The 22,423-nt window shown below is 49.3% G+C and carries 18 protein-coding genes and 1 tRNA gene; 12 read left to right on the top strand and 7 right to left on the bottom strand.

Annotation, left to right across the window (positions count from 1 at the left end; genetic code table 11):
- Window positions 1-243 precede the first annotated feature (243 nt).
- From B9Y58_RS10390 to B9Y58_RS10370, 5 genes are all read left to right on the top strand, one after another.
- Window positions 244-561 (top strand): hypothetical protein, encoded by a 318-nt coding sequence (locus B9Y58_RS10390; protein ID WP_073056086.1) that lies wholly within the window; start codon window positions 244-246, stop codon window positions 559-561.
- 85 nt (window positions 562-646) lie between these two features.
- Entirely contained in the window at window positions 647-1,015 is a 369-nt protein-coding gene (locus B9Y58_RS10385) for a DUF1232 domain-containing protein (protein ID WP_073056085.1), read from the top strand.
- Between the two features lie 76 nt (window positions 1,016-1,091).
- Window positions 1,092-2,840: a hypothetical protein gene (locus B9Y58_RS10380; protein WP_143154678.1), complete on the top strand. Its 1,749-nt coding sequence runs from the start codon at window positions 1,092-1,094 to the stop codon at window positions 2,838-2,840.
- Window positions 2,824-3,930 carry a hypothetical protein gene (locus B9Y58_RS10375; protein WP_073056083.1) on the top strand — a complete coding sequence of 369 codons (1,107 nt, stop codon included), beginning with the start codon at window positions 2,824-2,826 and terminating at the stop codon, window positions 3,928-3,930. The genes B9Y58_RS10380 and B9Y58_RS10375 overlap by 17 nt, the downstream gene beginning before the upstream one ends.
- Window positions 3,931-4,059: 129 nt before the next feature.
- Window positions 4,060-5,634, top strand: a complete 1,575-nt coding sequence (locus B9Y58_RS10370) for a biotin attachment protein (protein ID WP_072976800.1) — start codon at window positions 4,060-4,062, stop codon at window positions 5,632-5,634.
- Between the two features lie 152 nt (window positions 5,635-5,786).
- On the opposite strand, the gene B9Y58_RS10365 is transcribed toward B9Y58_RS10370, so the two are convergent.
- From B9Y58_RS10365 to B9Y58_RS10350, 4 genes are all read right to left on the bottom strand, one after another.
- Window positions 5,787-6,575 (bottom strand): hypothetical protein, encoded by a 789-nt coding sequence (locus B9Y58_RS10365; RefSeq protein ID WP_085534922.1) that lies wholly within the window; start codon window positions 6,573-6,575, stop codon window positions 5,787-5,789.
- A 75-nt stretch (window positions 6,576-6,650) separates the two neighbouring features.
- Window positions 6,651-8,972 carry a hypothetical protein gene (locus B9Y58_RS10360; protein WP_144066154.1) on the bottom strand — a complete coding sequence of 774 codons (2,322 nt, stop codon included), beginning with the start codon at window positions 8,970-8,972 and terminating at the stop codon, window positions 6,651-6,653.
- 206 nt (window positions 8,973-9,178) lie between these two features.
- The gene (locus tag B9Y58_RS10355; RefSeq protein WP_143154676.1) at window positions 9,179-10,420 is read right to left on the bottom strand and encodes a hypothetical protein; all 1,242 of its coding nucleotides are present in this window, start codon (window positions 10,418-10,420) and stop codon (window positions 9,179-9,181) included.
- A gap of 219 nt (window positions 10,421-10,639) precedes the next feature.
- A complete protein-coding gene (locus tag B9Y58_RS10350; protein ID WP_073056079.1) occupies window positions 10,640-11,854 on the bottom strand; it encodes a sensor histidine kinase in 1,215 nt (404 codons plus the stop codon).
- Window positions 11,855-12,054: 200 nt separating this feature from the next.
- Here B9Y58_RS10350 and B9Y58_RS10345 point away from each other — a divergent pair, with 200 nt between their 5' ends.
- The 7 genes from B9Y58_RS10345 to B9Y58_RS10315 all read left to right on the top strand — a co-directional run bounded on the left by B9Y58_RS10345 (window position 12,055) and on the right by B9Y58_RS10315 (window position 19,079).
- The gene (locus tag B9Y58_RS10345) at window positions 12,055-12,909 is read left to right on the top strand and encodes a sigma-70 family RNA polymerase sigma factor (RefSeq protein ID WP_073056104.1); all 855 of its coding nucleotides are present in this window, start codon (window positions 12,055-12,057) and stop codon (window positions 12,907-12,909) included.
- Between the two features lie 116 nt (window positions 12,910-13,025).
- Window positions 13,026-14,822: a S41 family peptidase gene (locus B9Y58_RS10340; RefSeq protein ID WP_073056078.1), complete on the top strand. Its 1,797-nt coding sequence runs from the start codon at window positions 13,026-13,028 to the stop codon at window positions 14,820-14,822.
- 18 nt (window positions 14,823-14,840) lie between these two features.
- A complete protein-coding gene (locus B9Y58_RS10335; protein WP_233247910.1) occupies window positions 14,841-15,614 on the top strand; it encodes an MlaE family ABC transporter permease in 774 nt (257 codons plus the stop codon).
- Entirely contained in the window at window positions 15,614-15,940 is a 327-nt protein-coding gene (locus tag B9Y58_RS10330; RefSeq protein WP_073056075.1) for a DciA family protein, read from the top strand. The genes B9Y58_RS10335 and B9Y58_RS10330 overlap by 1 nt, the downstream gene beginning before the upstream one ends.
- Before the next feature lie 58 nt (window positions 15,941-15,998).
- Window positions 15,999-17,939 carry a DNA topoisomerase (ATP-hydrolyzing) subunit B gene (gyrB, locus tag B9Y58_RS10325; RefSeq protein WP_073056073.1) on the top strand — a complete coding sequence of 647 codons (1,941 nt, stop codon included), beginning with the start codon at window positions 15,999-16,001 and terminating at the stop codon, window positions 17,937-17,939.
- Between the two features lie 5 nt (window positions 17,940-17,944).
- Window positions 17,945-18,949, top strand: coding sequence for a polyprenyl synthetase family protein (locus B9Y58_RS10320; protein ID WP_073056071.1), 1,005 nt, complete (start codon window positions 17,945-17,947; stop codon window positions 18,947-18,949).
- A 57-nt stretch (window positions 18,950-19,006) separates the two neighbouring features.
- Window positions 19,007-19,079: transfer RNA gene (locus B9Y58_RS10315), tRNA-Ala, on the top strand.
- A 35-nt stretch (window positions 19,080-19,114) separates the two neighbouring features.
- On the opposite strand, the gene B9Y58_RS10310 is transcribed toward B9Y58_RS10315, so the two are convergent.
- The 3 genes from B9Y58_RS10310 to B9Y58_RS10300 are packed head-to-tail and all read right to left on the bottom strand — an operon-like array spanning window position 19,115 to window position 22,413.
- Window positions 19,115-20,401, bottom strand: a complete 1,287-nt coding sequence (locus B9Y58_RS10310) for a DOMON domain-containing protein (protein WP_233247909.1) — start codon at window positions 20,399-20,401, stop codon at window positions 19,115-19,117.
- Between the two features lie 27 nt (window positions 20,402-20,428).
- Complete coding sequence (locus B9Y58_RS10305; RefSeq protein ID WP_073056070.1) at window positions 20,429-20,899, bottom strand: hypothetical protein; 471 nt, start codon at window positions 20,897-20,899, stop codon at window positions 20,429-20,431.
- Between the two features lie 59 nt (window positions 20,900-20,958).
- A complete protein-coding gene (locus B9Y58_RS10300) occupies window positions 20,959-22,413 on the bottom strand; it encodes a sigma-54 interaction domain-containing protein (protein ID WP_073056069.1) in 1,455 nt (484 codons plus the stop codon).
- Between the last annotated feature and the right edge of the window lie 10 nt (window positions 22,414-22,423).

The following is a 22,423-nucleotide window of genomic DNA, read 5'->3' as shown; positions in this document are numbered from 1 at the left end:
GGTGGCTCTGTTCGACCGGAACGGTGGCTCCGCATTTTCCGGAAGGGTGGCTCTCTAGCACCGGACTCGTGGCTCAAAGTACGCCGGAATAATCACCACCTCTATTCGTCTAGCTTAAATTAAGAATGTATTGACATTGTCAATATAAAAGAGTATATTATATATGAACATAAAAATAAGCGAACACGCGGCCCAAAGGATGGCGGAATGGAACTTATCACCTGCTACCCGAGGAGATAAAACATGTACAAGGGACTTACAAAAAAAGAGATTAAAATTGCCAAACACTACGAGAACATGACGGAAGCTGAAGCTGATTCGGAACATGAATGGGCAGAGGCTAACAACCTATCTTTTTCCGGACCGGGAGCGTTGTCCAAGGCCATTGCGGCAGCAAAGGCCCGGTCAGCAGCCCGTATGGTGTCTATCCGCATGGATTGCGAGGACATTGAGGGCATTAAGGCTAAAGCAGCTCGGATGGGCGTAAACTACCAGACTCTCATCAAGACACTAATTCACCGATATCTTAACGGCACAGTGACTTTCTCTGAATTATTTTAACGTTCGACGACTTCAGCCCGCCCTCGTAAATCATTGTAAAATTCCGCCCTAAAAATCAACCTGCAAATTTGTTATATTAAATGCCATGGCAAAAGATGAAGACGAAATCGAAGAAGTAGAAGTTCACGAAATTCACCGAGAAGAAGTTCCAGTGGAAGATAATTCTTCGAACATGAAAAAGGCTTTGGCGGTGTTGCTGATGCTTGCCGCCTTGGCTTATGACGCCTCCCCAATAGACTTCATTCCAGACGTTCCCATCATAGGTTGGATTGATGATGCGGGTCTTACACTTGCCGCAGGCATCAACCTGATTCAACAATTTGTCGGGAACCAGAACGCAAGCCTCGTTAAGCTCCTGAAATACGCCAAGTGGACCTTCGTCTCGATGGTCGCCATCGCCGTTTTGCTACTAGGCGGCCTAATCGCCCTGATCGTGAATTTGATTGCCAAGTAAATCAAATTGAAACGCATTGACCTCATTTTTTTATCAATCTTTATTAAATTTGGGGCAAAAGGGAGTTCTCGGGTTCATGCGTTGGGTTAGTTCAGGAATCTTTTTCATCGTAGCGCTCTGCACGGCGGTTCTGTCATACGCCGAGCCCGGCTACTGTTTCCTTAACTCCCGAGAATGCGAAGACTTGATCGATTCCGTTGAAGCGGCAAGACTCCCCGACTCCCTCCGCATGACCCTACAAGAAAAGCTGGACAGCGACACAGGATTCGTGTTCTGGGGGACAGCCAACGTTATAACTTTATCGACAGTATCTTACCATAACGGGAAAATGGATTTCTGGTCTGATAAAGAAAAAAATCTTTCTAAAGAGCAAAAAAGCGAATTCTTTTTGTGGCATGACAAACAACACAATTTATCGTTGCGCAAACTAGATTCAATCCCCTCTGACCTTAAAAATGCTTACATCGGGGCCAGCAATTACGCATATTACAGACTCCTTAAAGTAGAATACCAGATAAATAAGGTATACGACCGCCACACTAGAACCTGGAGAGACCCCGAAACATATTACGACACCCTTTCGCGCACCTACCTTATCTACAGCGGTCCCGTTATCGAGACTACCCCGCCCAAGCTCTTGGCAGAAATTTCTCTCGAAGGCGACGCATCCAAACTTGAGCGAATCTATTTCAGCGACGGTCATTCGCGCATTATTGAAAAAGACGAATTCAAATCCCTTGAAACCATCGCTAAAAGGCAAGACTCATACCTACCGAACCGTTTCAAAATTGAAATTTCCAAGGACATGAGTCCGATTTACAAGGAGCAAATCAAGGAAGCCCTTGTAATAGGCGACAAAGACGCGATCCGGGAGAACACTGCCAAACTGGACACTTTCCTAGTCCACGCACACAAGCGCTTCTTTTACAGTTCTCCGTCTAATCTTAACTGCAACACCAAGCGCCTGCTTAGCGCCTACTTGCGCACCTTCGAAGACTATGCGGATTGCCCCTATTCCCCCTCTCCGTACGTAGATGACGAAGAAGCAGCCATTCACGCGATGTTGCAAGATTCCCTCAGGGCAATGTATCGTTCCGGCGAACTTGAAAACGCCCTACTAGACCGCAGTTCCAGCGACCGCGCCTTCTGGCGGATACTCGCCGCTGCACTCGTTTCGGATAACCAAAGCGATTTGAACGCCCTTATTAAAGCGAACGAAGACAGCGTCAAGAAAATTGAGCAGTGGAACTTTATCACCACGAATTTTTACGTGGATTACGGAGTCGGCTGGAACATTCAAATAGGCATGGGCGGAGGCCTATCCTTGGGATTCGGCGATGCTTTCAGCTATGATTTCGACAACCACCCCACATTTGACATCACCTTGGAATTCTTCTACAAAAAAATCGGTGGCGGTTACAATACAAGGATCCTACATTCCAAGACCTTCGACGACAACAAATTCCAAAGCCTAGTTCTTATTGACTTGTACGCCGGCTATCGCACCTTTGTAACATCCTATGTAGAAAACAGAATCTATCTAGGTCCCACAATCCTCTTTAGCGACCTTCAAGTAAAAGATGTCGAAAAGCCCTTGAAATCCCATGTCGGAGCAGGGCTTCATTTCGGAACGGCGTTCGACTTCTATTTCACCAAATACAAAGACGATGGACAATTCCGACTCGGGTTAAGACTTTTCGCAAGCGTGAGCAACTACTACACAGACATCGTAAAAGATAGCGACGGCGGCATATTCTCCGTAACGCTCACCCCGTTAATGCAATTCTACGACAGGAGTAAAAAGAAATATGGCGAAGCTCACTAACATGCTCAAGAAAGTTTTTCTTTTACTCATTTGCGCATTCTTTTATTCGCAAGCCGCAGATCCAGTCCAGTTTGAATCCGGCCACGAATGGGGCTGGGGCGGAACAACAAGCGAAACCAAGCCAGAAAAAAAGACCGCAGAAATCCCGTATTTCGACCAAGATATCGGCCAACATCTGCTAAAAAAGGAATTCAGTTACATCGCAAACCCAGGATATGTCCGCGAAAGCTTAGCAAGATCCATAAACGTACACCGCAAAGCATTCGGGCGACTGACTTATTTTGGGTATAGCAACGAAGATTTTTACGAAGATATCTACACCTACCTCGCAAGCGACGCCTGGGAAGACGACCTGAAAAAACTCCCCGCCGGAGACGCCGCATTCGTACGCGTCATCGTCTACTATTGCTTTATCGGCATCGACGGAAAACGTTACGTACAAATTCAACTTGACAAAATCGAAAACGACAGTCAACGGGAATTCCTGCAAGAATTCTTCAACGTCAAACGACAACGCGACGTTCTGCGAACTGGTCACTGGACTTTATTCTTCGGATTCGGAGGGAACTATTTCTCTCACGGTGCCGACGACAAGCTTAACCCCGGCCCGGCATTCGATCTCGGCTTTGGATACTGCTTTGTCGGAAGGTATTGCACCGATTTCCGCATCGGGAGCATTGTCGGCGTAAATCCGTACAAAGAAGACGTGGTTCAGTCAGGCGTCACCTTCCCCAAAAAAGAAATCTCCTACACCGCCGTCGAAGCCCTGCTCCGCACCAAGCTGATTTACACCTACGATTATGAACTTTCCGTTTTCGGAGGTTTAAGACTGCACGCCATCGAATTCGACACCGAAGAAGGCAAACGGTTCAAAGATAAAGGTCTTAAGGACATGGCCAACGGTTATTCCTACGGTTACACCATGGGCTTTGAAGGGGCCAAGTTCTTCGGCGGGAACGGCGTCATCCCCAAACTATTCGGAATCAGCGCCCGAGTCGGCGTAGCGAACTTCGGCGACAACAATCTCGATATCGGCGGCTATAACTGGTACGGAGGAATAGACCTTATAGCAAAACTGATAAAACTATAGGTCCAAACCGTTAAAATCAGCCACCCATTACAATTTCCGAGCTATTATCTGTAGCCCACTTTTTCTATCTTTCCCCCCGTATTTTATTGTACAGTAAAAACCAGGGATTTATCCCATAGGAAGACACAAATGAAAAAGATCAAGTTCCAGGACACCTCGTTCCGCGATGGTTTCCAATCTATTTTCGGTGCCCGTGTGTTCGCCAAGGACTTTATGCCCGCGGTCGAAGCTGCCGTGAAGGCTGGCATCACCCACTTTGAAGCTGGTGGCGGCGCCCGTTTCCAGGCCCTGTACCAGAACTGCGGCGAAGACGCATTCGACATGATGGACGAATTCCGCCGCGTTGTCGGCCCGAACATCCGCCTGCAGACACTTGCCCGCGGTATCAACGTGGTGGCCCTCGCTCCGCAGCCGCGCGACATGATCAAGCTCCATGCCGACATGTTCAAGAAGCACGGCATGACCCGTATTCGTAACTTCGACGCCCTCAACGACGTCAACAACCTCATTTACTCCGGTAAGTGCATCACCGACGCCGGTCTGGAACACGAAGTCGTCGTGACCATGATGGAACTTCCTCCGGGATGCGACCTCAACGCCGCCCACAACCCAGAATTCTACGAACGCATTCTGCGCAACATTTTGGACGCAGGCGTTCCGTTCGCTTCCGTTTGCTTCAAGGACGCTTCCGGTACGACGAACCCGACCAAGGTTTATGAAACCTTCAAGCGCGCCCGCAAGCTCCTCGGTGATAAGGTCGAACTCCGCATCCACAGCCATGACACCTGCGGTACCGGTGTGGCCCAGTACAAGGCCGCTATCGAAGGTGGCGCCGATGGCGTCGACCTCGGCCGCAAGCCGCTTTCCGGCGGTACGGCTCAGCCCGACTTGTTCTCCATGTTCCACGCCCTCAAGGGTACGGAATACAAGCTCGCCCTCGGTGAAGACAGCATCGTCGACGATCACATTCCGGAACTCATGGAAGCCAACAACGTCGCCGTCGAATGCCTCAAGGACTACAACTTCCCGCCCGAAGCCCGTCAGATTACCACCGACGTGATCTTCAGCCCCATGCCGGGTGGCGCTCTTACCGCCAACACCCTCATGATGCGTGAAACCAAGACCTTCCACCTGTTCCCGAAGGTTATCGAGAACATGAGTGAATGCGTCCGCCGCGGTGGCTTTGCTTCTTCCGTGACGCCGGTTTCCCAGTTCTACTTCCAGCAGGCTTACATGAACACCCTGAACCAGGCCGCAGGCCGCGGTACTTGGTTCAAGATGACCGAAGGCTACGGCAAGATGCTCCTCGGCTACCAGGGCAAGACTCCTTGCGAACCGGATCCGGAACTCGTGAAGATCGCTGCCGACCAGTTCAACATGAAGCCGTTCAAGGAAGCCTATCCGGGCGTCCAGTGCGCAGAAGAAATTCTCGAACCGGGCATTCCGAAGGCCAAGGCCCTCCTCGAAGAAAATGGTCTGCCGGTCACCGACGAAACCATCTTCATCACGGGCTGCCTCCAGACGAAGGCTGGCAACAAGGGTATCGAATTCCTCAAGGGCAACCGCCACATTGGCGTTCCCAAGAAGGACCCGAATGCTGCTCCGGCAGTGGACACCAAGAACATGAAGGCCGGTGCCGCAAGCACCTACCGCATCGCTCTTGGCAACCAGAGCTGGGACGTGCAGGTTCAGACCCTCAAGTAATTTGTTGCGGCAACCGTCGTTCTACAAACAAATTAGAAAGAGCCGTGGTTCAAAGCCACGGTTTTTTTTACGGAGACCGCTCGACTCTATTGTATAAGAAGTTCCCGACAAGATGCCGGGAACTTCTGTTTTCTTTTTTCGGGAGTTTCTTGTTAAAACACGAACTGTTTACCCGCGAACAGGGTCAACTCCATCAAGTTTCCGTAAGCCGCACCGCCGAAGAATCCGCTCGGGTGCGTATAGGTCCACTTGATAGACGACGTCCAGTCATCGATATCACCTTTGTAGAAGATATCCATTTCAGCAACCAAGTTACCGTATTGACCATGGCGCCCCAGGTACGAGCCAAGCCATACAGATGAAACTGCACCGGCGCCATTTTTTTCATCCTTGCTATTCACAAGGCCTTCGTCGTCCAGTTTTTCACGCATGTCGTCGTAATCAGAACCACCTTGGAACAGCTGAACACCCGCTGCAGCACCGAAAATGGCGTAGCCGATATTAAAATCAGCGCCGACAAGAACGCGTTCCTGCACATTCCAGAAGCTAAAACTATCCGAACCTTCATCAGATTCTAGCCAAGCTTTGTACTTTTTGTCGTTTTCATCGCAACCGTAGGAATCGTCGCAGCTAAATCGAAGCGAGCCACCAAAAGCGCCGGCAGCCACATTCACAAACAGCGGCGAGACCATACCACCCAAACGGTAGGTGACACCCACGTTTCCACCACCCGCATTTAGGTCTTCTACATTGTAGGCATTACCCGTATGCCCATAAAAACCCGATGCCGCCAAAGAAATCTCTTGCGAGGCACTATCAGGATTCGCCCGATGCGTCAAGGGGGCAGGCATAAGTGTTGCCCCCATGGAACGAGCCGTCGGTTGGAGACATCCCGTAAGCGACACCGACACAGCCGCCAACAAAATCAATTCTTTCTTCATAATATTACTCCTAAAAAGCGGCATGGCCACCCATGCCGCACAAAGAAAAATACGATTATCGTCTAAAAAACGGCCCTATTTTGCAAAAATTCTGTACACAGAACAAACCTCATCCGTTTTTACGTTGGCAAACACCAATCTTGAAGTAATTTTCCGATGATTATGCGTTATTTTAGCATCGATTATATCCGAAAGCGGAATTTCTTTTACTAAGAAATTTCCGTCTGCAACAGCATTGTTACGCAACAATTCCATTCCCGTAGAATAGGAATCGAAATAAACGCCAGTTCCCAGACAGGTTCCCGGCCAATAGTAGACATACAATTTGCTGTAAGAATCCGCGCTTTTTTCGCCATTCAAATCCAGATAGGCTCCACCATGGAGTTTCTGGAAACGCAAGGACACTCCAGAGCCAAGGGCATCGCTATAGGGCGTCGCAGAAACCGCCGAAGTCCAAGGCACAAACTTGTATGTCGCATTCGGATACAGATTCTCGCTGAGTTTATCGTATGTTTTCTCCGTATTTTCAACGGTTTTCAGCAACACCGGATTCGAAACCGTCACGTTGCCACCATCCGAATTCAGCACCAGTCTTAACCAGCGATAGCCCTTCAAAGCTCCTTCACCTGCAGGAAGTTTCCAATAAATGCGGTGCGTCTTTCCGTCTACAAGGACATCCTTTTCCTGCAACTGAACCTGTCCCGAACTGATTTTGGATTTCTGCAACAAGAGCTCGGCCTTCATCCAATTTCCGTTGGATTTGTTGACCTGAATATCCACCTGGAAAGTGGCGCCTTCGGCCAAACCTTCACCATTATTGTACGAGGCAACCTTATGCCATCCGGCAGGTACCTCAAAAAATACGCTGTCATTCTGTTCCGTTGCATCGGCATTATAGTCGTAACGGCTATATGCAAAGTATTTTTTCTGAACATAGCCGCCTTTCTTCAAGAAATCCGGCATCTTGGACTGATCCATGCAATTGGTTCCAGGAGTAAAATACCAAGCCAGATTTTCATTACGAAATTCCTTGTTCGCACTGTCGTAATCATAATTCGCCAATTCGCAAAGGACGCGCCACATATCCAATTGCAAACCGCCAATAATTGCGGAATCCAACTTCAAATCCTTGTTTTCAGGGAGTTCAATATGTCTACCGCTAATAGATTCCTTATAGCGCGGATGTGTCGCATCTACGGCATAAACCGCATTGGCAGAGCTTTTTGATTCCGGTTTTGCAAAGGGGAACCCCGACTGACTTTGCGTAAAGGCGCAGACACCGGTCATGGCCAATTTCCCATTGCAGTTCAAATCCATGGCGCTCACCGTAGGAATAAAGGTGCTGTTCTTTTGCATTAGGGAATCTTCGTCCCAACCCGTTGCAAGTTCAACAGAAGCAAAGGCCACCTTCTGTTTCATACCCTTAGGCATGGCATCAAGCATGCCGTCACGTAGGCCTTGGTACATCGTTTCTGCAAACGGATAGGTACTCCCCTGAACAAAATCGTAAGTAGCGGAAATCTTGGGAGTAGACTCTTCAATTTCTCCCGGATACCGGTATATTCTGTTCTTGGCAATTTCGGTTTTGCCGTCAGTATAGGAATAGAGTTTACTTTCGGCTCGACCAAATGTGGAACCGTATTTGTTAGCATGCCTGTTCAGCACGAAATAGGTATTCGAATGGTTCGGAATTATTCCCTTCAGCTGTCCCTGGGCTATCAACACCGACGGGAAGCCCTTGTACTCAGCAGCCTTACGATATTCGCCAAAAAGGAACCTCTGTGTAGAGGTATCCACCTCGTAACTATAATCATTGCATTTAGCGTCATTGCACTTTTTCTGATGCAGCAACAGACCGCTTGCTCCCGGGCCATCAATTAAGTCCTTGAACGCTTCGGCCGCATCTGAGCCGCCTTCTTTCGCCCAAAAATTAATCGTGTAGTACAGCGAAAGCGGCATAATCGCGCCTTGATGCGGCGAATCCAAAGAAGCGTACAGGCGAATGGGAGCATCGGTCTTTTTGTTACGCTGATTATCGTACAAATACGAGGCATAGCGTCCAAGAACACCGCCCTGACTCACCCCGAGTACCACAAAGCCATCAGTCTCTTTATTTTCAAAACCGAAAAGGGAATTCGAATTCATGATTCGCAGAATATTCGCAAGCGTCTGCGCATTCTCTTGCAAGGACTTTCTCACCGTTTCTGAAAACTGCACCAGAACCGGCGTGTAACCCAGTTCAACAAGCGGATCCAGAATCCCGAAACGTTCCACTTCTTCTTGCATTTCACTCAGTGTACGTTTTTCATCTATTCCAAGGTAAATGCCGTCAACAATCAAAAACGGACGAACCAGATTGAAATTGTACTTTTGAGATTCATCTATCTGAGGATTCAACACCCTCACGCTAGCATCCACCCGCGAAGTGACACACGGCTCGCCCGCAGCAGTTCGAAACAACGGAAGAAGCGTTTTTCGTTTTACAACGCACAAATCATCGGCACTACGATTATTGTCTTTGCCAAAGAACAAGTCAATGTGTTCCCTAGCCACAGAATACGATGCACCAACAAACAACGCTAAAAGAAATGACAAAAACCTCATTATTTTACCTCCACGTATAAAGTTTGATTGATTTTGACGCCGCCTTCAGAGAGCCTAATATTCACGGACTGCACGCCCGCCGATTCAAACTCCAGCAGCATTTCGGATTTCGGTTCAAGAGTCTGCCATTTCTTATTCGCATAGATATCGACCCTAGGCAAGGAATTTCTGTTCGTGCTGACAAAATACGGATCATAGAAGACCTTGAGCTTTGAACCCTTCACACTAGCCGAAGGCAGTGCTGCCTGCAAGATTCTCGCATTTACCAGTTGTACGTTTTTACAAGCGCTATCGTTACACATGCGATATGCATAATCGACATTGCCTATCAAGAGGGGCATTTCTCGCTTGTCCGATTCGGTAGCGGCTTCGTTCGCCTCGTAGAACAAGCCCTTCGGATTTGCAATCACGCTATCGCGTAGACGGTTCCGGTCAATGAAATACATGTTACGGAACCAGCCATCTCGGGATTTTTGCGGAGTCAAATCAGTCCGAGTCGGAAATTCCTCTATCTGACGGTGTTCCTGTTCGCTCAGTACAAAGTCAGCATGCGTAGAATTCTTGATTTCATGGCGTTCTTCTTCGGAATAGGCTGCCGTAGTCATGGCCGGAGATGCAGCCAAGAATTTGCCTTCGCGATACGGATTTTTAGGATTCAAGTCACTGTACGGATACTGGATTTCTGTACCGGCAGATTTCCCCGACACCGCACAACTAAAGGCAATGTCATCCAGGAAAAGCGTCACGTATTGATAAGCCGGAACATCAAAGAGTCCAACGCCGATTTTTTCAATCGTCTTGACAGAACCTCCAATCAGTTCTTCGATTGGAACCTTCAGCGTATAAGTCTTGTTGGCGGTCAAATTAAAGAACTTGACACCGCTATTGCCGAATGCACCCGCAAGCCAGATTCCGAACTTGCCCTTCTGTGTTGCACGCACCTTGAAAGTCAAGTTTCCGCCCTGGACGGTTACCGGCAACTTATTCAACGTAAGCATCCCCGTCCAGTCCCCCGCCTTATCCTTCATGCCGGACCAGCGGATATAAGGCGGGGTAAGCGCCTCCATTTCGCCCCAGTTGGCGCTCCATTCCGGCGCTTCCGGGAACGTCATGTTAGCCGTTTCCATTTTACCAGCTTCGCCATTTTTATACAGCGAAACATCGTTACAGACCTGTGCATAACCCGAAAGAGACAACACAGTCCCTATCAAGGCTGCACACCTTGACATCCTACTTTTCATAGGACCTCCATTTGAAAGATGTTTGTTAAACTTCCCAGCGTTCGCTGAGCAGGATATAAAAAGCCATATAAAAATGGATCCACTAAACAGAAAAAAAATACACCTGTGGTTAACAGATGTATCTAAAAACTATTTATTGATCCGGCAAGAATTATAGATAAAGATTATTTTTTTGTAAAGAGATTCCGCAACACATTTTGAAAAAAGTGTATACAGCGTTTACACGGAATCCTTTTTCAACTTCACTTTCAATTCCGTCTTATAGGCATCGCCTTCTACGCCAGCTTTATACTGGTAGCGCCCGCTATACATAAGCTCCAAGCGCTTCTTGAAAGTAGAAAGTCCAAGGCCGCTCGCATTCGGCTTTGCCTTACGCGGGAAGTTGCTGTTTTCGCTAACAAACGAAATTGTATTTCCCTTCTGCACAATCTTGATATGCGCAAAACTGTTGCCTTCCGGATTCACGCAATGCTTCATCGCATTTTCCATCAAAGGCATCATCAGCAGCGGTTCCACTTGGCAATCCGGATTTTCAAGTTCGTATTCAAACTTGAAATCAAAGGAATCGTCATGTCTCAGCTTTTCAAGTTCCGCATACTTTTCCAAGATGCCCACATCTTCTTTAAGCGAAATATACTTGTCGCCTGTCTGGTAAAGCATCACACGAATCAGCTGCGAAAGCTTTGTCATGCTCGTTTCTGCAAGATTAGGATCTATACGAATCAAGCTAGTAATGTTGTTCAAAGTATTGAACAAAAAATGCGGAGAAAGTTGGTTCTTCAAAAACTTAAGTTCATATTCCAGAGTTGAACGTTTCTTTTCACGCAAGATAAATGCCCTGATAATCAACCTCGAAAACATTGAAATCAAAATGCAAACAAAGCAGATGAGCGCAAGCGCAATCAGAAACACAAGTACAGTCCAGACGGAAAAATGCCCGCGCACGGCCCCCGCACTAAAACAATAGTTGCTGAAGAAATCTACAATTCCCTCGCCCGCCTTGCGCTGAATCAAGAAGTAGAACACTTCGCGGCCTAGCAACGAAAGAAAAAGAATCACGGCGTTGCCGGCAAAGAACAAAGCATAACGTTTTCTAAAGAAGCACTTTGGAACAAGGTAGCGCTGGTTTACCAAGAAGGTCAAGAACGTTGCCAGAAGCGGCAAATAGTAGCAGGAAAGATTAATAAGCGACACTTGCGTCAACGGATATGTCGGATCAAGCAGCAATATCAGCGGGAACAGCAAGATAAACATCCAAATCAGAATCATCAGTACAAATGTCGGAATCGGATACTGGGCATCGTTCTCGTCGCCCATAATTTCGATTAGTTCCCGCTCGCCTTTTTCGAATTGGGCTTCCTGAAGTTCCGCTAAACGTTCATAATTGCGGCGTAAAAAAGCCCTAAAAGCGGATTTTGCGTACTTTGTCGTCATTTTTTCCTCTTGCGAATACAAAAATAGGTCTTATTTTGCCAAAAAAAAGGGCGTTATGACAAAAACGTGACAAAAGTCCACTTTTCTTTGACGAAATTCACAAACAACTTTTGCGAACAAAGGCGTAATCCGTGACACTTGAAAATGAAAATGGAGGTAGATTTACGAATGTAAACGAAACAACAAGCAACGAGGTTGATATGACAAAGAATACACACGTTCGTGACGACAGGGATGTTTATTTCCAGTATCTGAACGATATTTCTAAATATCCGCTGCTTACCAAGGAACAGGAAAAGGTTGTTCTCGCCAAAGTCCGCGAAGGCAGCCGCGAAGCTATGGACCTGCTGGTCAAAAGCAACCTCCGCTTTGTAGTGAATATCGCTAACCTTTACAAGGGTCAAGGCATCGACGTGAACGAGCTCATCAACGAAGGCAATATGGGCCTTATCGAAGCCGCTCGCCGCTTTGACCACACCCAGAAAATCAAGTTCATCAGCTATGCCGTTTGGTGGGTTCGCCAAAACATCACCCGCGCCATCGCTGAACGTGGCCGATTGGTCCGCATCAGCGCCGAAAAGGAACTCGTGCTCCGCCGCTTTGCCAAGAAGGGTGGCCAGATGCACCAGGTCGTAGGCGGCGGACTCATGCTTGACCCGAAGAGCCTCGAAGGCGTCTCCAAGTACAAAGCCGACGACATCGAAAAGATCTTGATGATGGGCAACAAGTCTACCTCTCTCGACGCCCCCGTTGGCGAAGATGGCGACATGACGCTTGGCGACACCATTGCTGCAGCCGAATTCCGCACCGATGAACTTGCCGAGCAGAACAACCGCTCCAAGCTCTTTAACAAGGCGATGAACAACAGCCTTTCTGACCAGGAAAAGGAAATCATCAAGCTCTATTTCGGTTTCAAGATGGATTCCGACCTGAACTTGAAGGAAATCGCTCCGATGGTCGGCCTTTCCAAGGAACGCACCCGCCAGCTCAAGGATTCCGCTCTTGAAAAGCTCAGGAACGAACAGCTTGCCCGCGTTTTGAACGACGCCGCATAAGTTTAAACCTTTTTAGTTTTTTTCTCTCTCTCCTTATAACTAAAAAACCGGCCCTTTCGGCCGGTTTTTTCCGCTTTTTACGCCCCGACGAACAAATGAAATTGTATTTTTAAGGTATGAATTTCAATATGCTGAATTTTCGAACCATTCTTGTAGCCGGTCTTTCGGCTCTCTGCTTCACGACTAGTCCCTTTGCGGCAAATGACAAAAAAGATCCTCCCGGCGACTTCTACAACGAAGTTTCCCGCTTGAACAAGGTTCTTTCCGAAGTCAACCGCAAGTACGTCGAAGACGTGAACCCGACAGAGCTCACCGACGCAGCCTTGAACGGCATCCGCAATATTTTGGATCCGCATACCACGGTGTTTTCTCCCAAGGATTACGAAAGCCTCAAGGTCTCCATGGAAGGCAAGTTCGGCGGCGTGGGCATCACCATCAGCCTCCGCGACAACATTCTGACCGTCATTTCGCCGCTTTCTGGCACCCCGGCATTCCGCTTGGGTATCCGCGCCGGCGACCGCATCCGTAAAATCGACGGCAAGGATACCAAGGGATTAAGCCTCGACGAAGCCGTGAACAAGCTCCGCGGCAAAATCGGCACCGACGTGACCATTTCTATTGAACGAGAAGGCGTGCCCGACCTGATGGACTTTACCATTACCCGCGCCGAAATCATTGTGCACGCCGTGCCTTACTACGGCATGGTCACCAAGGATATCGGCTATATCAAACTCGCCACCTTTAGCGACAAGACCACCAGCGACGTCGAAAACGCCCTTAAGAGCCTCCAGAAGCAGGGCATGAAGAAGATTATCCTTGACATGCGCTACAATCCGGGTGGACTTTTGAACCAAGCCATCGAAATCAGCGAACTGTTCCTAAAACAGGGCAACCTGATCGTAAGTACCCGCGGCCGCACCCAAAAGACCGAAAGTCATGCCCGCAAGAATGGCATCGTGAAACCGGAAGTGCCCATGGTCGTGCTTCTGAACCAGGGTTCCGCCAGTGCCGCCGAAATTGTTTCCGGTGCGCTCCAGGACTGGGACCGCGCCTTGATTATCGGTAAGACCTCTTTCGGTAAGGGTTCCGTGCAGACGATTTTCCCGTTGGACAACCAGGGTAACGCCCTCAAGCTTACCACGGCATTCTACTACCTACCCTTCGGCCGCTGCATCAACAAGCCCGAAAACGGCATCAAGGGTCTCAAGCTCTTGGAAGAGGAATACGCCGAAGAAGGCGACGAAAAGGCAGATTCCACCAAGAAAGACACCGCCAAGGTCGACACCTTCTACACCAACAACGGTCGTATGATGTTCGGTAGCGGCGGCATTACTCCCGACGTAGAAGTAGAACTTTCTCCGATGCCGTGGGTAGTCCAGGTGCAGGAACGCATGGCCATGTACTTCAAGTTCGCCGTCAAGATCCGCCCCGAACTGGAAAAGGCCGGAGTCAAGATGGATGCCAACTGGGAAGTCCCCGACAGCCTGTTCAAGCAGTTCCGCGATTTCTGCATGAAGGACACGAACTTCACCAAGGTCAAGAGCAACGCTCTGGTAGGCGTGGATCAGCTCGAAAAGAGCATCGTCCGCGAACAGAACTACATGGGTGACAGCGCAAAGACGGTAAGCGACACAGCTCTCGCCAAGCGCCTCGAAGAAATGCGCAAAGCCCTTGAAAACAACCGCAACGCCCAGTTCGACGAGAACAAGCAGTACATCAAGGACGGCATCAAACGTGAACTCTTGACCGCGTTCATCAACGATTCCGTCAGCACCGCATTCTCCTTGAAGCAAGACAAGCAGCTGAACGAAGCCATTAAGTACCTGAGCGACATGAACCTTTACAAGAAGGCCATCAGCGCTCCGAGCAAGAAGGCTTCCAAGAAGTCTAACAAGGATTCCAAAAAGAAGTAGGCGTCCTTGATCAACCTCATGAACAGAATTGCAGAAAGTCTGGGTAAATTCATCCGGAAATTTCTGCAAACCGTAGCAAGCTACCTCCACTTTGTCTGGCAGCTTTTCAAAAGCATTCCAGGTGCGTTCAGCAATTTCCACACTACCGTAGAACAGATGCAGCACGTGGGCCTCACCAGTATTCCCGTAGTGGTGGCGGCATCGCTTGCTACAGGCGCTATTATGGCATGGCAGCTCGCCTACCAGTTTGCAGACATCATTCCCCTGATGTTTGTGGGAATGGCCGTGGGTAAGTCCGTGATGGTGGAACTCTGTCCGATTCTTACCGCAATGGTTCTTGCAGGCCGAATTGGGGCGTCCATGTGTTCGGAACTTGGCACCATGGCCGTCACCGAACAACTTGATGCATACAAAGTATTAGGACTCAGCCCCTACAAGTTTTTGCTGGCCCCTCGTTTAATAGCCACCATCATCATGCTTCCGACCCTTACGATTATCAGTATCTTTATCGGTATCGTAGGCGGTTACGAAGTCGCCCATATTTACAAGGATGTGTCCTTTGCCGTATTCTTCTACGGAGTACGCATGTTCTACCAGAACTGGGACTTGGTGGTGGGTCTTATCAAGGCAACCCTTTACGGCTACTTTATTGCAAGCTACGCATGCTTCTTTGGCTTTACCACCCATAGCGGCGCCGAGGGCGTGGGCAAGAACACCAAGGCTACCGTGGTGGCCGGCATGACAAGCATCCTGATTGGCGGCTTCGTGCTTTCCAAGTTGCTGTTGCTTTAATGAACAAGCCCACTTACAAAAGGCGCGGGAAGCCCGTTTGCGGCAAGGATCCCGAAGACATCAGCGTACTATTGCAAATGGTTTTGGACAAGGCCCATATCACCGATGAAATGGCCCTTGAAAAGCTGTCCGAAGGCCTTGAAACTATCGTGGGTCCACTCATAAAACCCCACGTTCAAATCGTCAAATTCGAACGCAATATTTTGACGCTAAAGTGCGGTAGTTCCGCGTGGAAACAGGAACTTTTTTTGCAAAAAAAAGCTATTATTGACAAGTGTAATTTATTGCTCGGAAAGCCCTCTGTCAAGAACATTCTTTTCGTATAAAAGCATGTTAAAAAGAGACCCGGCACAAAGATTTTAGAAGAAGAAAACAAGGTAAAAAATGGCAGAAGAATCTGAAGAAATGAAAAAGGCCGAAGAAGACTACAGCGGTTCCAGTATTACCGTTCTCGAAGGCCTCGAAGCCGTGCGCGTTCGTCCGGCAATGTATATCGGTTCAACAGACATCCGCGGTCTCCACCACCTGGTTTGGGAAGTGGTCGACAACTCCGTGGACGAAGCTTTGGCCGGATTCTGTTCTCACATTGAAATCGCCATTTTGCCGGGTAACGGCATCCGCGTGACCGATAACGGTCGTGGCATTCCGACCGACATTCACCCCAAGGAAAAGGTGGGCACCATCCAGGTCGTGATGACCAAGCTCCATGCCGGTGGTAAATTCAACAACAGCTCTTACAAGGTCTCTGCCGGTTTGCACGGCGTGGGCGTGAGCTGCGTGAACGCTCTTTCTAACAAGCTGGTTGTTACCGTGCGCCGCAACGGCCGCGTGGTTCAGCAGGAATTTTCTAGAGGCGTTCCGTGCGGTCCGCAGGTGGACTTGGGCGAAAGCGACGGCACGACAGGTACTTCTGTTGAGTTCTACCCCGACGATACGATTTTCAGCGAAACCGTCTACGTGTACGACACGCTCGCCACGCGTTTCCGCGAACTCGCCTTCCTTATGAGCGGGCTCCGGCTGACGCTCACCGACGAACGCGATCCCGAAAACAAGAAGACTGATACGTTCTGCTACCCGGGTGGCGTGTCTGAATTCGTGCGCTACGTGGATGAACACCGCACCAAGCTGTTCCAGGATCCGATTCACCTGGTACTCCCCGACGGCCAGTATCCGCTGGAAGTGGCCATGTGGTACAACGACGGCTACCAGGAAAACTTCTTTAGCTTTGTGAACAACGTGAACACCTACGACGGCGGTACTCACGTGACGGGCTTCAAGACCGCCCTCACCCGCGTCATCAGCAAGTTCGCGCAAGAAATGCCCAAGGGCAAGAAAGACATTCAGATTACCGCCGACGACATCCGCGAAGGCCTTACCGCCGTCATCGCCATCAAGGTCTCGCAGCCGCAGTTCGAAGGCCAGACCAAGCGCAAGCTCGGCAACTCCGAAATCGCAGGCTATGTCGCCTCCGCCTTCGGCGCAAAGCTCGAAGAATACTTCCAGGAAAATCCGGCCGCGGTCAAGATTATTTTGGACAAGGTTTATAACGCCGCCGTGGCCCGCGAAGCTGCCCACAAGGCACGCACCCTCGCCCGCCGCAAGAACGTTCTTGAAAGCGGCGGCCTGCCGGGCAAGCTCGCCGACTGTTCCAGCCGCGACCCGAAGGAATGCGAACTGTTCATCGTGGAAGGTGACTCTGCAGGTGGTTCTGCAAAGATGGGTCGTAACCGCGAGTTCCAGGCCATTCTCCCGCTACGCGGTAAAATCTTGAACGTGGAAAAGGCAAGCCTTCACCGCGTACTCGATACCGAAGAAATCCAGAACCTGGTGAATGCCATCGGTTGCGGTCTCGGCACCGAATGCAAGCTCGAAAAGCTCCGCTACAACAAGATCGTCATCATGACCGATGCCGATGTGGACGGCTCACACATTCAGACTTTGCTCCTCACCTTCTTCTTCCGCTACATGCGTCCGCTCATCGACGAAGGCCACGTGTTCCTCGCCATGCCGCCTCTGTTCAAGCTCAAGGTCGGCACCAAGGACACCTACCTGTTCGACGAAACCGCCAAGGATGAAGCCATGGCAAAGCTCGAAGACAAGAAGAACGTAACCATCAGCCGATTCAAAGGTCTTGGCGAAATGTCTCCGGAACAGCTTTCCGAAACGACTATGGATCCGGCAAAACGATTCCTCAAGCAATGCTACGTGGAAGACGCCGTGGCCGCCGACCAGATTTTCAGCATGCTCATGGGCGAAGACGTGGAACCGCGCCGCAAGTTCATTGAATCTAACGCTTACAAGGTCTTGGATGACCTGGATATTTAATTTCGATGGCGCCAAGTAAAGAAGACTTTCAGACTGTATTGGCGCAAGCCCGCAAGCTTGTGCAGGAACAGTTGAAACTTACCGAAAAGGTCATTTTCGGTGTTGCCCAAAACGCCCCCGCAGGCATTGGCGAACGACTGGAATCACTGTTCCAGCGCAAGGGCAAACGAATCCGTTCAACGCTCCTTTGCCTGATTGCACAGAGCGGTTCTCAGAAGCCCGACAGTCTGCGAGTCGCACACGCATGCGCAGGCATCGAGTTGCTGCACCTTGCAAGCCTAGTCCACGACGACATCATCGACGGCACCGACATTCGCCGCGGGCAAAAGACCGCCCACAAGGAGTGGGGCACGCAGGTTGCTGTACTCATCGGCGACTACGTGCTTTCGCAGGCCATGCAATGCGTGATTGACGAAGAATCGCACGACATTCCGACGGTTCTTTCCAAAGCTGCGGATAAATTAATCGCAGGTGAAATTCTGGAGCTGGACCAGTCCGGCAATATGCGACTTTCCTTTGAGGAATACGACCGCATTATCGACGGAAAGACGGCAGCCCTGATTGCAGCTGCCGCACGCATCGGCGCCATTCTCGCCGGTTTCGACAAGGAAAACATCGACAGGTGCGCCCAGATGGGCAGCCACTTCGGCATCGCCTTCCAGATTATCGATGACCTTCTGGACTACGGTTTCGGCAGTAAGAATCTCGACAAAGCCAAGTTCACCGATTTAGGCAATGGACTGATTACACTTCCGCTGCTGTACTACTTCGAATGCTGTAACGAGCAGGAACGCTCCGAGATGGAAGTCCTGATTGCCAAAGCAGACCAAGCCGGCGTTCCCGAAAAGATTATTGAAAAACTGAACGAAAAAAACGCTTTCAAGAAGGCCAAGGCCAACGCACAAGACCATCTTGAAAAGGCCCTTGAAATTGCGCAGGGGCTACCCAGTTCACTTTTCACCGAAGAAATCATCCAGATGTTCTCTTCGATGGACAACCGCGGCAACTAGTCCAAGCGATTCAACTTGCCAAAGGGCGCAAAATAAGTTATATTGCGCCTACATCCTGGGGATATAGCTCAGTTGGTAGAGCGACAGGTTCGCAATCTGTAGGTCATGGGTTCGACTCCCACTATCTCCATAAAAAGCAGGACTCCGTCCTGCTTTTTTCATTTATCAGATTTCCCACTTGAAGCCAGCTTTCAACTCTGAAAGGATGCTGTTTTCAGGATAAACGCCCTGATAATATTTAGGCAAACTATAATGCTTGTAGAATTGTTCAACGCCCAAATAAAGCGTTATCGCATTCGGTTTCCAATAGAAGGTCGTTCCCCATACACCGCTGAATTTACGCATCTTTTCGTAATCGCTATCCGGGCCATCTAGGACAAAACCGTAAAACAAATTGACTTTCGCTTCAAGCGTTATATTGCGTCTAAATTTATAGGACACTTGCGAACGAAGAGTCGGACCAAGCCATTCGGCATAATACCTGGGAATCGAAACTTCAACTGACGATTCCGAATTTTGCGGAGCATTCCGCTGCGCCCAATACATGGAATCAATTTTTCCGATATTCCAGTTATAGCATTCCAGCCCATAGGTTTCTAGACACACCTGCATCGGGTTTTGCCAATCTCCGTACGCAGGATAATACCCCCACTGATACGGATACTCCGGCTCCCATTCCTCTTCTTGTTCCAATTCTTCAATTGCATTCTGATACGATTCAATATAGCTCACAAGATCCACTGCAGAATCCGCTTCGAAACGAGCTCCCGCGTAAACGGACCAATTCAAGCCATACGGAACAGTCCTGTGCCAGGCTCCATACAAAGCAAACGATAGCGGCCCATCAGGGTCGTAATACCCCCATGTAGCGGCACCGACACGTTGCTTTTCGAACCGGTAAAAATCTCGTTCTACCCAAGCGTAAAAATTAGGCGAAACATAGGCACCTTCAACCACCTTGATATCGGCACCCACATCGAGCATCAGGGATTTGCCGACTAACGAGTATTCAAGCCCTACCGAGACATTCCAATCGTTCGTATCTAGCACGGGCATGTCATCATTAGCCACAAACCAATCACCAGAAAAACCTATTCCGAAAGAATGAATCCAGTCACCAGTTGAATAATCAACAAAGGGTGTCAATGAAAAGAAAATATCGCCACCGTATTCGTTAACCTTGTCTACACCGCCATATTCATTATAATGCAAACCATAGAATCCTAAGTCACCCAGGAAACGAAAGGACCACGGACTTTTATCCGTAGTCTCTCCAAGGGCCTTATAATATTCGTCAATGATTTCGCGAAGTTCTTCAGTATAGGGACCAGGAATCTGAACCGCTTCTTCAAAAGCAGCAAGGGCGGCAGACACATCGCCAGCTTCTTCAGCCTTCATGGCACGATAGTACACAGATTCTTGCGTCTCGGCATAAAGCAAAGACGAAAACATCAATAGCACTATTACAATGAAACGCATTTAGCGATGGGGATGATCCATCGGCTTCACAGGACCCATGGGGTACATGGGATTCATGGGATACATGGGAGCCGGAGCAGGACCATTAGGCATATCTCGCATCGGGTTCATTTGGTGAGACTCAGGCTGCTCATAAAAAGGACGACGTTCGCGAGACTGTTTTTTCGGGATTTCCCCCTCAAAGCGAGGCTTTTCGTTCCGCTTTTTCGAGACTTCCTGGCGGATATTCTTCTTTTCAGCGGAGGAACTATTGCGCAAGTCCGTAAGAATTTGCTCTCGGGCAGCACGACGTTCCGCACGCAATTTTTGCCAGTCTGCGCTTTCCTTTGCACCGAGATTGGGCATTTCTCGCGAAATTTCCATATTCTCGGCGGGGGTCGGGACAGAAGACTCCGGACGCGCAGAAGACGGAGCAGCGTAGCTAAGCGCTGCAGCCATCATAATTGTCGTTATGAGAGTAGTCTTTTTCATACTCAATCTCTTGCAAATTCCGTGCCAACCGTCTTTTAGGCTATAATAAATATATAAAACTATTTCTTATAGTCTTCCTTTTTCATTCCCAATCTTTCCATGATTTCGCGCAAAACCTTGCGGTCGATGCCCAAAATCGTCGCTGCAAGCGTCAAATTCGCGTTACTGTCGGAAAGAGCGCGGCTAATCACTTCACGTTCCACGACTTCGCGAGCCTCTTTAAGCGTACGCGGCGATTCCTTCGCCTGCGCCTGGACATCGCCCAAGCCCAAATCAGCCGGCTGAATTACGCCATGGACCGCTTGAACCAAAGCTTTCTGGACCTTGTTTTCGAGTTCACGCACATTACCCGGCCAGTGATAACTGAGCATCGCCTTTTCGGCGTTGCGACTCAAATGGAACTTACCGCGACCGTATTCGGCGCAGTAACGGGTCAAGAATTCTTCGGCCAAAAGCACAACGTCTTGTCCGCGATCCCTTAAAGGCGGCATTTCTACAGGCATCACCTGAATGCGGAAGTACAAGTCTTCCCTAAAGCGTTTTGCCTTGACCGCCTCTTCCAAGTCTACATGTGTTGCACTAATGATGCGCACGTTCACCGGAATTTCGCGGTTGTCGCCTACGCGGGTAATATGCTTTTCTTGCAACACGCGCAAGAGTTTCACCTGCATATTCATGGGCAGTTCCCCGATTTCATCGAGGAAAATCGTTCCGCCGTCGGCTTCTTCAAAGAATCCCTTGCGGGTTTCAATGGCGCCCGTAAACGAGCCCTTGGCATGTCCAAACAAGAGCGATTCCATCAAGTGCTCCGGAATGGCCCCGCAATTCACCGCCACAAAGGGCTTGTCTGCGCGGGGGCTATGCCTATGAATATAGCGGGCAACGACCTCTTTACCGGTTCCCGTTTCACCACGAATAATGACCGGCATCGGAAGTTCCGCTAATTTGTCTGCAAGCGCAATCAAATCAGCCATCGCTTTGCTTGAATACACGATACCGTCTTTGCGAATGACATTCCTTAAAATGTTCAGCGATTCCTTGTCACGCAAGCGATCGAATGCAGCAAAGGCAAACTTTTCACACACCATCACAAAAGAATCGAACAGGGCGCTGTCATCTTCGGTAAAAGGTTCTTCGCGGGCGGCACGCTGTAAATACAGGTATCCGGATTCACTTTCGGGCGTGCGGAAGGGCGACACCATAATGCTTGTCAACTGATTCTGTACAATTGACTTCGAAAGGTCCGCAGAATCGTCATCCAGCTGATTCCACACCACCGCCTTCTTTTCGCGCTTCGCCTGTTTTACAGCAGAAATAGAAATGGTCACATTTTCAGGATTGCTAAGGTGGATTGCATTTTCACCACCAGTATCCAGAACAGCGGCATCGGCATGCAGCACATCTTTAGCCACTTCAAGAATTTTCACAAATAGAGATTCCGGTTGGACTTCGTCCAACAAGATCTTTACGACATCCAGCATCTTTTCTGTCGCAAGCATCGATTCTGACTTCATACGAAACCCC

The organism is Fibrobacter sp. UWB15 (assembly GCF_900177705.1).
Lineage (GTDB): Bacteria > Fibrobacterota > Fibrobacteria > Fibrobacterales > Fibrobacteraceae > Fibrobacter.
This window is presented reverse-complemented; position numbering and strand designations above follow the sequence as displayed.

Coding starts and splice junctions, on each gene's coding strand:
- B9Y58_RS10390 (WP_073056086.1), top strand. CDS start 244: ATGTACAAGGGACTTACAAAAAAAGAGATTAAAATTGCCAAACACTAC.
- B9Y58_RS10385 (WP_073056085.1), top strand. CDS start 647: ATGGCAAAAGATGAAGACGAAATCGAAGAAGTAGAAGTTCACGAAATT.
- B9Y58_RS10380 (WP_143154678.1), top strand. CDS start 1,092: ATGCGTTGGGTTAGTTCAGGAATCTTTTTCATCGTAGCGCTCTGCACG.
- B9Y58_RS10375 (WP_073056083.1), top strand. CDS start 2,824: ATGGCGAAGCTCACTAACATGCTCAAGAAAGTTTTTCTTTTACTCATT.
- B9Y58_RS10370 (WP_072976800.1), top strand. CDS start 4,060: ATGAAAAAGATCAAGTTCCAGGACACCTCGTTCCGCGATGGTTTCCAA.
- B9Y58_RS10365 (WP_085534922.1), bottom strand. CDS start 6,575: ATGAAGAAAGAATTGATTTTGTTGGCGGCTGTGTCGGTGTCGCTTACG.
- B9Y58_RS10355 (WP_143154676.1), bottom strand. CDS start 10,420: ATGAAAAGTAGGATGTCAAGGTGTGCAGCCTTGATAGGGACTGTGTTG.
- B9Y58_RS10350 (WP_073056079.1), bottom strand. CDS start 11,854: ATGACGACAAAGTACGCAAAATCCGCTTTTAGGGCTTTTTTACGCCGC.
- B9Y58_RS10345 (WP_073056104.1), top strand. CDS start 12,055: ATGACAAAGAATACACACGTTCGTGACGACAGGGATGTTTATTTCCAG.
- B9Y58_RS10340 (WP_073056078.1), top strand. CDS start 13,026: ATGAATTTCAATATGCTGAATTTTCGAACCATTCTTGTAGCCGGTCTT.
- B9Y58_RS10335 (WP_233247910.1), top strand. CDS start 14,841: ATGAACAGAATTGCAGAAAGTCTGGGTAAATTCATCCGGAAATTTCTG.
- B9Y58_RS10330 (WP_073056075.1), top strand. CDS start 15,614: ATGAACAAGCCCACTTACAAAAGGCGCGGGAAGCCCGTTTGCGGCAAG.
- gyrB (WP_073056073.1), top strand. CDS start 15,999: ATGGCAGAAGAATCTGAAGAAATGAAAAAGGCCGAAGAAGACTACAGC.
- B9Y58_RS10320 (WP_073056071.1), top strand. CDS start 17,945: ATGGCGCCAAGTAAAGAAGACTTTCAGACTGTATTGGCGCAAGCCCGC.
- B9Y58_RS10310 (WP_233247909.1), bottom strand. CDS start 20,401: ATGTTTTCGTCTTTGCTTTATGCCGAGACGCAAGAATCTGTGTACTAT.
- B9Y58_RS10305 (WP_073056070.1), bottom strand. CDS start 20,899: ATGAAAAAGACTACTCTCATAACGACAATTATGATGGCTGCAGCGCTT.
- B9Y58_RS10300 (WP_073056069.1), bottom strand. CDS start 22,413: ATGAAGTCAGAATCGATGCTTGCGACAGAAAAGATGCTGGATGTCGTA.